Origin of the sequence: Litchfieldella anticariensis FP35 = DSM 16096, assembly GCF_000409775.1 — a bacterium.
Classification (GTDB): Bacteria; Pseudomonadota; Gammaproteobacteria; order Pseudomonadales; family Halomonadaceae; genus Litchfieldella; species Litchfieldella anticariensis.
This window is the reverse complement of the sequence record NZ_KE332388.1, coordinates 333,114-346,032: the sequence shown is the minus strand read 5'-3', so window position 1 is coordinate 346,032 and position 12,919 is coordinate 333,114. Positions and strand designations below refer to the sequence as shown.

13 protein-coding genes are annotated in these 12,919 nt (G+C 61.8%); 6 read left to right on the top strand and 7 right to left on the bottom strand.

Features of this window, described 5'->3' with window-relative positions:
* A complete protein-coding gene (locus tag L861_RS08585; RefSeq protein ID WP_016416668.1) occupies positions 1-318 on the bottom strand; it encodes a CcdB family protein in 318 nt (105 codons plus the stop codon).
* Entirely contained in the window at positions 318-1,097 is a 780-nt protein-coding gene (locus L861_RS25355) for a type II toxin-antitoxin system CcdA family antitoxin (RefSeq protein WP_442915663.1), read from the bottom strand. Before L861_RS25355 ends, L861_RS08585 begins: the two co-directional genes overlap by 1 nt.
* Positions 1,098-1,231: 134 nt before the next feature.
* On the opposite strand from L861_RS25355, the gene L861_RS08570 reads away from it, so the two are divergent.
* Complete coding sequence (locus tag L861_RS08570) at positions 1,232-2,392, top strand: Fic family protein (protein ID WP_016416664.1); 1,161 nt, start codon at positions 1,232-1,234, stop codon at positions 2,390-2,392.
* Between the two features lie 80 nt (positions 2,393-2,472).
* Here the strand turns inward: L861_RS08570 and L861_RS08565 are convergent, their stop codons facing one another.
* From L861_RS08565 to L861_RS08555, 3 genes are all read right to left on the bottom strand, one after another.
* A complete protein-coding gene (locus L861_RS08565; protein ID WP_016416663.1) occupies positions 2,473-3,345 on the bottom strand; it encodes an SDR family oxidoreductase in 873 nt (290 codons plus the stop codon).
* A gap of 219 nt (positions 3,346-3,564) precedes the next feature.
* A complete protein-coding gene (locus L861_RS08560) occupies positions 3,565-6,861 on the bottom strand; it encodes an AAA family ATPase (RefSeq protein WP_016416661.1) in 3,297 nt (1,098 codons plus the stop codon).
* A complete protein-coding gene (locus tag L861_RS08555) occupies positions 6,858-8,141 on the bottom strand; it encodes an exonuclease SbcCD subunit D (protein ID WP_016416660.1) in 1,284 nt (427 codons plus the stop codon). Before L861_RS08555 ends, L861_RS08560 begins: the two co-directional genes overlap by 4 nt.
* Positions 8,142-8,417: 276 nt before the next feature.
* Here L861_RS08555 and L861_RS08550 point away from each other — a divergent pair, with 276 nt between their 5' ends.
* Both L861_RS08550 and nfi read left to right on the top strand, forming a co-directional pair.
* Positions 8,418-8,834 carry a DUF1499 domain-containing protein gene (locus L861_RS08550; protein WP_016416659.1) on the top strand — a complete coding sequence of 139 codons (417 nt, stop codon included), beginning with the start codon at positions 8,418-8,420 and terminating at the stop codon, positions 8,832-8,834.
* Positions 8,835-8,861: 27 nt separating this feature from the next.
* Positions 8,862-9,527, top strand: a complete 666-nt coding sequence (nfi, locus tag L861_RS08545; RefSeq protein ID WP_016416658.1) for a deoxyribonuclease V — start codon at positions 8,862-8,864, stop codon at positions 9,525-9,527.
* On the opposite strand, the gene L861_RS08540 is transcribed toward nfi, so the two are convergent.
* Positions 9,524-10,414 carry an aldo/keto reductase gene (locus tag L861_RS08540; protein ID WP_016416657.1) on the bottom strand — a complete coding sequence of 297 codons (891 nt, stop codon included), beginning with the start codon at positions 10,412-10,414 and terminating at the stop codon, positions 9,524-9,526. The genes nfi and L861_RS08540 overlap by 4 nt on opposite strands.
* A gap of 131 nt (positions 10,415-10,545) precedes the next feature.
* Between L861_RS08540 and L861_RS08535 the strand changes: the two genes are divergently transcribed.
* From L861_RS08535 to L861_RS08525, 3 genes are all read left to right on the top strand, one after another.
* Positions 10,546-11,106, top strand: coding sequence for a DUF1415 domain-containing protein (locus tag L861_RS08535; RefSeq protein ID WP_016416656.1), 561 nt, complete (start codon positions 10,546-10,548; stop codon positions 11,104-11,106).
* Positions 11,107-11,177: 71 nt separating this feature from the next.
* Positions 11,178-11,678: a thiol peroxidase gene (gene tpx / locus L861_RS08530; protein ID WP_016416655.1), complete on the top strand. Its 501-nt coding sequence runs from the start codon at positions 11,178-11,180 to the stop codon at positions 11,676-11,678.
* Positions 11,679-11,773: 95 nt separating this feature from the next.
* Positions 11,774-12,205 carry an OsmC family protein gene (locus tag L861_RS08525; protein WP_016416654.1) on the top strand — a complete coding sequence of 144 codons (432 nt, stop codon included), beginning with the start codon at positions 11,774-11,776 and terminating at the stop codon, positions 12,203-12,205.
* An 80-nt stretch (positions 12,206-12,285) separates the two neighbouring features.
* Here the strand turns inward: L861_RS08525 and L861_RS08520 are convergent, their stop codons facing one another.
* The gene (locus L861_RS08520; protein WP_016416653.1) at positions 12,286-12,906 is read right to left on the bottom strand and encodes a glutathione S-transferase family protein; all 621 of its coding nucleotides are present in this window, start codon (positions 12,904-12,906) and stop codon (positions 12,286-12,288) included.
* Between the last annotated feature and the right edge of the window lie 13 nt (positions 12,907-12,919).

Genomic DNA, 12,919 nt, shown 5'->3' with positions numbered 1-12,919 from the left:
TCATATACCGGAGATCATGAAATCGACAGCAGCGATGATTTTCTCTCGGTCTTGGTTGAGGTCACGAACCTTGCTTCCCAGGCGTTGCCTGTCCATGCCAGCAAGATCTTGAATCATGGCGATGAAAACTTCGCCATTGATCTGGAGGCTGGGATTGAGCCGAGAGATTTGCATTCCTTCTGCCAAATTGGCAGGGCAAAGCGGAACAACAACAGTGGTGCGGAGCTCGCTCAGCAAGTCACTTTGGATATCGAGCAGGTAAGGGTATTGCTTGCGTGATGCCGGGTTCTTGTTTTCGTACACCCAGAACTGGGCCATCAGAATTTCCTTGCGCTATCACCGAACGTTCCGTTTTCCTCAACGAATTGGTTGTACGCCTGGATCGCGCCAGTATTCTCCTGTTGCCATTGGGTGCGTTGCTCGGCACGGACCTGCTCGGCGAGGATGCTTTCCAGCGAAGCGGATAGGTTGATGCCAAGACTTCTGGCTTTTTCAAGCAAGTCACTATTAATGCTGACGTTTGTTGGTTTCTTTGGAGCTTGGGTATCGTAGATCTGATGCATGGTTGCTGCCTCGCCAAAGTTATGCGTATAGCCTATGCGCATTGGTGATGACGGGCAAGCCATGCGAGCAAGAAACAAGCAGAGGCCTTCAATGCAGGGAAAATCAGACTGCGGGGAAGGCGGCAACTTCGGGTTTCTGTCCGGGCACGACCCGATCTTTCTCGAGCTCGCCAGTAGTGCCGAGCGTGCCTTCTCCCACGACCCCAACACCACCCTGATCAAGCTGCGCCAGCCCGGCAAGGCCATGCCCTGCACGCCTGGATGCCCGCCCAGCGCAAGTGGCTCGAGCGCCTGGCCAAGCAGCTCACCCACGAGGTGGTGCTCGACCGCGACTTCATCAACAAGCGCTTCGCCGACCATGGCGGCCTCCAGCGCCTCGACGCCGTGCTGGACCATCATCTCGATGAGGTGCTGGAGGCCCTGAATGACTCCCTCTGGGAAGCCAGTTGATATGTCCACCACATCGACACATCGCCACGACATGTTTATAAAACGCGATTTTATCGACACGTCTTTGGGATATGTCGATAGCATCGGCATGTCGGCGGTTGGGGAAGGCGACGAAACTAAAATAATACCGGCGCTTATTTTAATTTAGGCCTTAAGTTAAAATAAGATGCGTCACTATTTTAACCAAGCGCTGCATCCAAGCAGTGGGATCAAACGCCATGGAACGCGGACTCACAGGCCACTACGTAGACAGCATTGCCGGTGGGGTGCGCTGCCAGGCGTTTCTCCCCGATTCGCTGCCGCCGGAACCACCGCTGGCACTGGACAGCAAGCTGCAGCGCCGTATCAACCACGCGATGCTGGCGTTGGGGCGTCTTGACGCCATCAGTACCCTGCTGCCCGATGCCTCACTGTTTCTCTACAGCTATGTGCGCAAGGAAGCGGTCATGTCATCGCAGATCGAGGGTACCCAATCCTCGCTCAGCGACCTGATGCTCTATGAGATGGAGGGCATGCCGGGGGTGCCCATGGACGACGTTCAGGAAGTCTCCTGCTACGTGAACGCCTTGACACTGGGGGTGCAACGTATCCGCGAGGGCTTTCCCATCAGCCATCGGCTGGTGATGGAGATGCATACGGCGCTGATGACCTCGGGGCGTGGCATCCACCGCGGGCCGGGCGAGTTTCGCAGTAATCAGGTGTGGCTGGGAGGACACCGCCCCGATGAGGCAGTCTTCGTCCCACCACCACCCCAGCACCTGGCCGATTGCTGGTCGGCGCTGGAACATTTCATCAACGATATCCCCGAGGCTACCGATCCGCTGATCAAGGCCGCGCTGACCCATGTCCAGTTCGAGACCATTCACCCCTTCATGGATGGCAACGGTCGACTGGGCCGCCTGCTGATTCCTTTGATCCTGGTCGAGGCAGGCATTCTCAACGAACCCTTGCTCTACCTGTCGGTGTTCTTCAAGAAGCATCGCCAGGTCTACTACGAGCGGTTGCAGCAGGTACGCGTTACCGGAGACTGGGAGGCTTGGCTGCTGTTCTTCGTGGATGCCGTCGCAGACACCGCGACCCAGGCGGTAACGACTGCTCAGCAGCTCAACCAACTACGCGAGCAGGACAAGGCGCGCCTGGCGGTGCTTGGCCGCCAGGCGGGATCGGCTGGGCTGCTGATCGACGCTCTCTTCCAACAGCCCATCGCCAATATCAGCCATCTCTGCCAACGCACGGGGCTTACCCCGGCCACGGTTGGCAAGCTGCTGACGGCCATGGAAGCCGAGCTTGGCATCATCAATGAGATCACCGGCCAGAAGCGCAACCGTATCTACGCCTACCGGGCCTATATCGATATTCTCAATCAGGACCCACTATGACCCAGAACGACATTGTCCAGAAGCCTGGCGCTGATGAACGCCTTACTACACGGCAACCACGGGCCTGCGGTGGCTTGTTTCTATTGTGATAATTCCCGCTCATCCCTAGTCGAACGCAGCAGCACCCGATCCATGCCCCGGGTGCTCAGGAGTCGCTTCAGCGCCGCGAACAGGTGGGTGGGCAATGTCACCGCGTAGCGGGGCCGCGGGCGTCGGCTCTCCAGGGCGTGGATGAGCTTGGCCACCACCGCGTCGGCCTCCAGCGTGAAGGGCGCCTTTCCGTCCTGACTGGCGAGGCGGGCCTCCACCTTGCGATAGGTATCGGCATGAACGCTGTGGGCGACGTCGATATTCGCCTTGAAGGCGCGGTAGGCGTTCTCGCGGAAGTGGCTGGCGATGGGGCCGGGCTGGATCAGGCTGACGTGGATACCACTGCCCTTGAGCTCCTGGCGCAGGGTGTCGGTGAGCCCCTCGAGGGCGAACTTGGAGCAGACGTAGGCGCCGCGATAGGGCAGGGCGGCGAAGCCCAGTACCGAGCTGTTCTGCACGATGCGGCCGTGTCCCTGGGCGCGCATCATCGGCAGGACCCGGGCGGTGAGTTCGTGGGTTCCCAGCAGGTTGGTCTCCAGCTGGGCCCGCAGCACCGCCCGGGACAGGTCCTCCACCGCACCGGGCTGACCGTAGGCGCCGTTGTTGAACAGCGCCGTCAGCCGTCCTTGGGTACGTTCTCGCACTGTCGCGACCGCGCTCTCGATCGAGGCGCTGCTGGCGAGGTCCAGGGGCAGGGCCTCCAGGCCTTCCTCGCGGAGCCGTGCGACGTCCGCCTCGCGGCGGGCCGTGGCGAAGACCCGCCAGCCGCGCCTCGCCAGGGCATGGGCCGCGGCATGGCCGATGCCGCTGGAGCAGCCCGTGATCAGTATGCTGCGCGTCGCCGTCTCTCGTGCGTCTGGCATCCTCGTCTCCTCATGACGGCCCATCAGTGTTCGATGCCTCAGTAGCGGTAGTGCAACTGCGCGATCAGCAGCGCATCTTCCGTCACCTTGTAGACGAGAAGGTGCTCATTGTAGCTGATAGCTTCCATGATCTTTTCCTGTACAAAATATTGTCCAGTACGGAATGGCGTACGTATTTAGGCAGGACAATCCGTAAGGGAAAACTCACCCCTTCGCTGCTCAAACGCTAACCAACCTTGCCCGGCTGGTCCCATTACCCAGCGGCTCCACCTGGATTTGCACCGGGATTCGCTCGTGCATCTCCTGCACATGGGAGATCACCCCCACACGGCGACCCAAGGCCTGCAGGCCGTCCAGCGCTTCCATGGCCAGCGCCAGTGACTGAGGATCGAGGCTGCCGAAACCCTCGTCGATGAACAGTGACTCGATGACCAGTTCGCCGGAGGCCATGGAGGCCAGCCCGAGGGCGAGGGCCAGGGAAACCAGGAAGGTTTCGCCGCCGGAGAGCGAGTGCACCGAGCGGCGTTCGTCACCCATGTCGTGGTCTACTACCAGCAGGCCGAGGGGCGTGCCGCCGCGCGCCAGGCGGTAGCGGCGGCTGAGGCCGGCGAGGTGCAGGTTGGCGTGTTCCAGCAGTTGTTCCAGGTTGTAGGCTTGGGCGATGCGCCGGAATACCTTGCCATCGGCCGAGCCGATCAGTTCGCTGATACGACCCCAGCGCACTTGCTCGGCACGCGCCGTTTCCAGTTCAGCCTGGCCCTCCTGCTGGCGTTCCCGGCGCCGGTCGTCGTCACGCAGCGCGTGAACGGCGTCATCACGCTTCTGCTGGGCGGTTTCCAGTCGCGGGGCAAGCGATTCTCGCTCGCCGGCCAGCGCTTCCCGGCGTCGTTGGATCTCGGCCTCTACGTCACCTCCCAGAAGCGCTTCGTCATTCTCGGCCAGCGCTTGATCGCGGCGATGGTGGATGAGTGACTGGCGGCGCTCGGCCAGGCTAGCGTCAGCGCGCTGACGCGCCTCCTCGGCTTCGGTCAGTTGCTGCTCCTGGCGTCTGGCTTCCTCCTCTGACTGGGCGAGCAGCCTTGTCAGGGTGGCATCGTCCAGTTCCGGGTGAGCCTGGCGCCATTCGGCCAGTTCGTAGTCCAGAGCATCGCGTTCCTGGCGTAGCTTGGCGAGCTGCTCGGTTTCGAATTTCGCCTGTTGGGCGAGCCGTTGATACTCCTGTTGTGCGTCATGGAGATTAGCGAGCGCCGTATTCCGCGCTTTGTGGGCAGTATCCTGGCGAGCGTCCAGGTGTTGCTGCCAGGCGTCCGGGGAGCCGTGCTCGCCGAGTATGCCTTTGAGTTGGCTGACGGTCTCGTCTCGTGCCTGGCGCAAAGGAGGTGTCTGCTCGGCCAGCCTGGCTAGCTCCTGCTCGAGGCCGGTTCGCTGGGTCTCGAGTTGAGCGAGCCGTATCTCACCCTGGCGCAGCGTTTCCTCCAGCGGTGCCAGTTCGGCCTCGGCACGGGCCAACTCCTGTCGCATCGTTTCGGTACGTTGACGCTCTGCGTCACTTGCCTGGCGCTGGTGCTCAAGCCAGGCGTTGCGTTCGCCGGCGTCGATGATGGCAAGCTCGTCATACAGGGGATGATTGCAGAGAACTTGCTGGGCACTGGCCAGACGCTGTTCGGCTTCCCGCAGGTCTTGGAGCTGCTCTGTGAGCGACGCCTCGACGGCTCGGTATTGCCCCAGGAGGTCATCGCGCTGCTGTTGGGCCTGGTCCCGCTCTTGCAGTGCCTGCGCCAACTGGCGATCTTCCTCGGCCTGTTGGGCAGCGAGTTGGGTGGCTTCGGGTGTCTCCGGTGGGTGGTGGCGCCATGGGTGATCGAGGCCACCGCATACTGGGCAGGGCGCGTCCTCTTGCAGGCGTTGGCGGAGTTTCATCACGCTTTCGCTGCGCACGGCGCGGTTGCGTTCGATGACCTCGTACACGCTGCGGTAGTGACGCTCCCGCTCGTCCAGCCGCTGCCGCGCGGCCTTGCCCTGTTCCATCAGCCGTGCCTTGCGCCTTTTGTCGTCATCCAGACGCGTCGTGAGCTTCCGGTGGGCTTGTTCGGCGCGGCAGGCTTCCTGCCAGGCAGCGGCCAGCTCGTTCAGCGCCAGGCCGCGCCGCGCGGCTTGGTCATGGTCCCTCTGTGTCGCTTGGCGTGCACTTTCCAGCCGTTTGTGATCGCCCATCAGTCGGCGCAGGGTGGCCTGCCACTCTTCGCGCTGGCGGGTAAGCCTGAGCTGGTCATTCTCGGCCTGTTGGCGTGCCTTGGCGAGTTGGCTGGCCTGCTGCTGGCGTTCGATGCCGGCTTTCTCGAGGTCCGCGAGTTGCTTCTCTAGTGTATCGAAGCGCTGGGCATGCGCTCGGGCTTCGCGCAGCGTTGGTTCGGCCTGCTGCCGCGCAGTCGTGGCGGCGGTCAGCGCTTGCTCGGTTTGATCGCGGTCCTTTTCGGCGTCCTGCTGACGGACCTGGGCCTCTTCCATCGCCTGACGAGTTTGGGTATGGGTCTTCTCGAGGTTGGCGACCTCACCGGGCAATTCGGCCAGGCGTGTCAGGCGATGGCGCTGGGGGGGCAGTAGGCGGCGCCACTCCCTATCCGAGCGTGCCTCGGCGAGTGCCTGCCAACGGGCCTCGGTGTCCTGTCGTTGCTGCCATCCCTCGGCGTGGGCACGGCGTAGCTGCTCGTCTGTTGCGTGCCACTGCTGACGCGTCTCCAGGCGTTTGGCTTCCTGTTGCACGCTGTCCAACTGGCGCTGGGCATCCTCGGTGGTGCGCTCGAGTTCGGCACGGGTCTCGGCATCCGCGGGAAGGTCTTCGGCGAGTTTGGTCTCCAGGGCATCGACCCGCTTTTTTGCCTCGTTGGCGCGCCGATAGGCGGCGATGGAGATCGCAGAGTATTCTGCGGTGCCGGTCAGGCGCTCCAGCAGGTCGCTGCGCTCGTTGTCGTCGGCCTGCAGGAAGGCGGCGAACTCGCTCTGGGCCAGCAGTACGGCACGGGTGAACTGGTCGAAGCTGAGCCCCAAACGTTCCGGTAGCAGGCGGTCGAACTCGCGCTTCTGGGTGGTGAGCAGGCGGTCGTCGTCGAGGTCGCGTAGCGACTGATCCACAGCTTGCAGGCGTCCTGTGGCTTTTTCCCGGGCGCGGCGCACGGCCCAGCGCGCCCGGTAGCGGCGGCCGTCGCGGCCCAGGAAGTCCACCTCGGCATAGCCGCTGACGGTGCCGCGGCGCAGCAGGGTACGCGGATCGGCCGTGCTCACTGTTTCGCCTTCCACATCGGGCAGCGGGGCATCGCGGCCGGGCGCCTGACGCAGCCGCGGCGTGCTGCCATAGAGTGCCAGGCACAGCGCGTCGAGTAGGGTGCTCTTACCGGCACCAGTGGGGCCGGTAATGGCAAACAGGCCCGCGTCGCGCAGCGGCGAGACGGTGAAGTCGAGCTCCATGGGGCCGGGAAGGGAGGCCAGATTGGCCAGGCGCAGGGCGAGGATCTTCATGCGTGTTCCTCTCTGGCGGCGCTCTCCAAGGTATCGTTATCCAGTACGTCCTGGAGCAACCGTTCGAAGTCGGCCTGCACTTCCTCGCTGGGTGGTTCTCCCCAGCGCTCCAGCCAGGTGCGCTCGAAGAGGCGTCGTGGGCCTAGTTCTTCCAGATCGACCCGGGCCGACGCGTTGTCGCTGTCGACCTGGGGCAGGCGGCGTTCCAGTCGCAGCAGCCGCAGCGCTTTGCCCTCCAGCGCGGTTTCCACCTGGGCGCGTAGGTCGGGCACCGGCGCACTGAGCTCGACGCGTACCTCGAGCCAGGGCCACTGCTCGCGGGGAAGGGCAGGGTCGTGCGCCAGTGCCTTGAGTTCGGTCAGCGCCTCGGGAAGTTTCGCGGGCCCAATACGGTGCATGGCCACTGGGCGCGGCACGGGAATCGCTTCCACGGCGGAGAGGGATTCGCCCTCCAGGGTTACCTCCACCACTTGGTGGGGATAGGCCACTTCACTGAAGTCCAGTGGCAGGGGGCTACCGCTGTAGCGGATGCGTTCCTCTCCGACTCGTTGGGCGCGGTGCAGATGCCCCAGCGCCACATAGGCGATCTCCTCGGGAAACAGCGTCGCCGAGATCGACTCTTCGCCGCCGATCACGATGGGGCGTTCGCTGGTTTCGGAGACGGCGGCGCCATGCAGGTGGGCGTGGCTCATGGCTACCAGCGCCTGGCCGGGCTGGCGCTGATTACGCGCTGCCTCGATCAGTTGTTCGTGGACCCGGGAAATGCCAGCCACATAGTCGTTGCGGCTGTCGCTCCCAGCGTCGTCGTCGCGGGCCAGCCCGCCACCGGTGACCTCGGCTGGTCGCAGGAAGGGCAGTGCCAGGCACCAGGCACGCGTCTCGCCGTTGGTATCGGTCAGCGGAACCAGTAAGCGCTCGGTATCGAGGGTGCCGTCGTCGCACCAGCTTACTCGGCCCAGGGCATGGGCATTGAGGCGTTTCATCAACGGCGCCGGGAGCTCGATACGGTTACCGCTATCGTGGTTGCCAGCAATCATCACGATGTCCAGCATCGGCAGGCGCTCGTGGGCGTTGACGATGAAGTCATAGAGCAGTTCCTGGGAACGCAGTGAAGGGTTGACTACGTCGAAGATGTCGCCGGCCACCAGCAGGGTATCGGCCTGGCGCGCCGCCAGGGTATCGAGCAGCCAGGTCAGGAAGGCGCGATGCTCGAAATGGCGCTCCTGGCCATGGAAGGTCTGGCCCAAGTGCCAGTCGGCGGTATGAATCAGCTTCAACACAGGCTCCGAACTCTGTGGGACTTCATTGGACCGATGATACACGATGAGGGTGGTGTGCCGTGTCTTGTCCTCAGTGTGTCGTTGACAGCGAAACTTGCGCTCCTGAGAGGGGTGAACTTGACTGATAAGTCGAAGTCGCATCGGTAAGAGACTGTTGGCCTGTGAGCGATGGTGCTTGACAAGTTTGTGTTTGTGGAAAATATTTCCATATAATGCTGTGGGAGTGTGACTTCCCCTGCGTATTCGGGATGGCTACAACAACAGAGGACGCACTCTATGATCACCAACCCATTGACCAGCAAGCGCCCCCAGACACTGGGCGTTCATCAGGGCAAGTTGGCGAGCTGCCCGTCAGTGCCCAATAGTGTCTGCAGCCAGGCGGAAGATACCGCACATTACATCGAGCCATTGGATCCAGGTTGGCGCACCAAGAAAGAGTTGATGCGTCGGCTCAAGAGCGCTCTGACCGCCTGCGAGGAAGCGGAGATCATAACCGCGACAGATGACTACCTGCATGCGGAGTGCCACTCTTCGCTGGGGTTCGTCGATGACCTGGAGCTGTTGTGGAGTGAAGAGGAAGGTGTCTGTCATGTTCGCAGCGCTTCGCGCCTGGGGGTTACCGATTTGGGCAAGAATCGGGCCCGGGTCGAGAAGCTGCGCATGTTGCTGGAGGGTTGGGGTTTTTGTGAATGATGCGGATGCGCGAGCGTTGGCGCAGTGATGCCTTTGCATGAATGGACATTGAGTCCCGAAGAGGCAATCGCACTTCAATGGCGCTTGGCCCCGCGTGTGGAGTGTCGCGATCGTATCGGTGACGTACACCGCATCGCGGGGATCGATATCGGTTTCGAGCAGAACGGCGAAATCACGCGGGCCGCCGTAGTGGTGCTGGCGTGGCCGGGGCTCAGCATGCTTGAACATGTCGTTCATCGCGAGCCGACGCGAATGCCCTACATTCCTGGATTGCTGTCGTTTCGCGAGGTACCGGCGGCGCTACAGGCGTTCACCCTTCTGAATTCACCTCCTGATCTGGTGATGGTCGATGGCCAGGGGATCGCGCATCCCCGCCGGCTGGGGGTCGCCTCCCACTTGGGCCTATGGCTCGATATTCCCACCATTGGCGTTGCCAAGTCGCGGTTGTGCGGTACGCACGATGATGTGCCGCCGCGGCGAGGTGAATGGACACCGCTGCGTGATGGCGACGAGACGATCGGTGCCGTGCTGCGTAGCCGTCAGAGCGTGAAGCCGGTGTACATCTCGCCAGGTCATCGGCTCGGGCTCGAGACAGCGGTGGCTTGGGTGGTGCGTTGTCTGGGACGTACCAAGCTGCCGGAGCCGACGAGGTTGGCGGATCGCCTGGCTTCACGACGGGGGGCGTTTCTCTAGACAATATCCAGCGATACCTTGCCTTCAGGTGCCGGGAAAGCGGCATCGAGCCGAGCAATGGCTTCCTCGCTAAGATGTACCTCCAGCGCCTTGGCATTCTGCTCGACATGCTCGCGCTGCACCGCCTTGGGGATGGCGATCACGTCGCGACGTCCCTCGTATTCGCGAATGACCCAAGCCAGTAGTAGCTGAGCCGGTGTGATACCGAGTTCGGCGGCGACTTCCAGCACCTCGGGGTGAGACATCAACTCGTCACGCAACCTGCCACCTTGTGCCAGAGGACAGTACGCCATTAGTGGCATGCCTCGCTCGCGCATCCAGGGACGCAACTGGAGCTCGATGCCACGTGACCCAAGATGGTAGAGCACCTGATCGGTCGCACAGGCATCGCCACCCGGTAGCCCACACAGTGATGCCATGTCATCGACATCGAAGTTGGATACCCCGAAACGACGGATCTTGCCCTGCTCCTGCAGGCGCAGGAACGCCTCCAGCGTCTCGTCGAGCGGAATACTACCTGGCCAGTGCAGCAGATAGAGGTCCAGGTAATCAGTATCTAGACGTTTTAGGCTGCGCTCGCAGGCCTCGATGGCGTTGTCGCGTCCGGCATTCCAGGGATAGACCTTGGATACCAGAAATGCCTGGTCACGGCGACCGGCGAGGGCTTCGCCGACGACTCGTTCTGCGCCGCCGTTGCCATACATCTCGGCGGTATCGATTAGTGATAGACCGAGTTCCAAGCCTTGCTGCAGGGCGCGTACTTCCGAGCGATGCGGCGCCAGGCCCTCGCCCATGTACCAGGTCCCTTGGCCGATGGTAGGCACTTCGACGGCTGGCAGATCGACGGTGGTGGGGAATGGCACCCGAGGCAGAGACGTGGGGTTCATGATGACCTCTTCATGTCATGAATTTTTATGGAAGCCTTTTCTATCCCATGCTGGCCCAGGGCGTGGGGCTTTGCAATGACCGGTGGCGATATCGGCTATACTGGACATCCTCTCACCACCCGAGTCTTGCCATGAGCCGATCCGATAGTGCGCTTGCCGCGACCCGTAGCTGGGTCGAGGACTTCGTGGTAGCGCATGATGTCTGCCCTTTCGCCGGCCGCGAACTGCGTCGCGAAGCGATTCGCTATGTAGGCGTCGCCGCCGATGACTGGCCGGCTACACTGACGACACTGATCGAGGAGTGTCGGCGTCTGGACGGTGCTCCGGACATCGCTACCACGCTGTTGGTGCTGACCAGCGGAGTGGAAGACTTCGACGACTATCTCGACCTGCTGGCCATCGCCGAGACGCTGTTGATCGATCAGGGCTATGAGGGCACTTATCAGCTAGCGAGCTTTCACCCCGATTACTGCTTCGCGGATACCGATCCCGGAGATCCTGCCAATTTCACCAATCGTTCGCCTTGGCCGATGCTGCATCTGCTGCGTGAAGCCGATATCGAGCGGGCGCTAGCGCACTACCCTGATCCCGAGGAAATTCCCGAACGCAACATTGCGGTCATGCAACGCCTGGGGCGGATGCCGTTGGCCGAGCAATTGGCAGCGTTACGACATTCCCGGGATCGGACTTGAATCTGCGCCGAGGACATCGCCATAGGCTATGGTATAGAGGCTGTGAACCCTGATGAGATCGAGGAGCAAAGATGAACCAGGTCACCCGAGCGGGTACCCCTATCGATGTTGCTGGTGATTTCCCGGTGGTTGGCCACCCGGCACCACCGCTGTGTCTCACGAACCAGGAATTGCAGGACGTGACCCTGGCCGATTTCGCCGGCAAGTGTAAGGTCCTCAATATCCTGCCCAGCGTGGATACCCCCACTTGCGCGACCTCGACACGCAAGTTCAATGAACTGGCTTCCACCCTGGACAATACCGTGGTGCTGGTGGTGTCGGCGGACTTGCCGTTTGCTGCCAAGCGCTTCTGTGGTGCCGAGGGGCTGGAGAATGTCATTACCCTATCGACGTTCCGTCATCCCGAGTTTCATCGTGATTATGGCGTCGCGCTGTCCAGCGGGCCGTTGAGTGGTTTGACGGCACGTGCTGTGGTGGTGCTCGATGAACACGATCAGGTCATCCATAGCCAACTGGTGCCGGAGATCAAGCAGGAACCGGATTATGACGCTGCCCTGGCGGTATTGAAATGACCGCACTTGCTAGCAGCCGTCTACACTGATTCGGGCAAATCCATGGCGGCATCTTGCGGTGCCGTCGAGTCAAGACAATCCAGGAGGGAGGTGCTATGAGCATCCAGAAGACCGGGTCCGCAGAATGGCAAGGCAGCTTGAAGGAAGGCAAGGGCACCGTGTCGACCCAGAGCGGTTCACTCAAGGATAATCCTTACGGCTTCAAGCATCGCTTCGAGGGTGAGCCGGGAACCAACCCCGAGGAATTGATCGGTGCCGCCCATGCCGCCTGCTATTCCATGGCGCTGTCGATGATTCTGGGCGAGGCGAACCTGGAAGCCGAAAGTATCAAGACCAAGGCCACCGTCACCCTGGATCAGGACGCCAGCGGCTTCAGTATTAGCCGGATTCATATCGACACCACTGCCCGGATTCCCGGCGCCGATACGTCGACGTTCGAAGAGTGTGCCAACAAGGCGAAGGAGGGCTGTCCGGTGTCCAAGCTGTTCAATGCCGATATCACGCTGGATGCCAAACTGGAAAACTGATCCGAGTAGTTACGTACCCTCATTTGGCTGTCGGCCACCCTCCAAGAGGGTGGCCGATGTCGTTCAGGAGCGATGCTTGTTCAGGTGAAAGCGCTGTACTGGAAACTGCGCCGTGACAAGCGAGCGTCCTCCCAGGCTGCCAGGGCTGGATAGTGAGACACCCAGTCCAACTCCTGAAAACGCAGACGCAAGTAGTCCAACCCCACACCGATGACGATATCGTCTAGCGTGAGGTGGGCATCATCGGCATAACGGTGTCGGGGGGCAGTTTCGGCTTCCAGGGTCGTCAGGGTGCGTTCGATGGCAGCCAGGCGACGGCGCCCCAACACGCTGCGATCAGGATCGTCCAAATCGGCATGCCGGCGGGCGGTCGTCTGTTGGAAAGCGGCATCGATCAACCCCATGCCGAGTCCCACGCCGTGCAATACCTCGGCCAGCGCTTCAGCCGGTAATAGATCGGGGCCGGTACCGATGTTGTCCAGATAGGAGGCAATCAATAGGGTTTCGGTAATGGTGACGCCTTCCGGTGTGCGTAGTGTCGGCACCTTGGCGTGGGGGTTGGCTTCGAGCAATGCTTCATCGTCGGCCCAAGGGTCGACCCAGCGCAATGTCAGGCGATCCCCGAAGCCTTTTTCCTGGGCACAGATACGTGCCACCCGGGCGTAGGGGGACGTAGCATTGAGAAACAGTTCCAGGCTCATTGATACCTCCTGG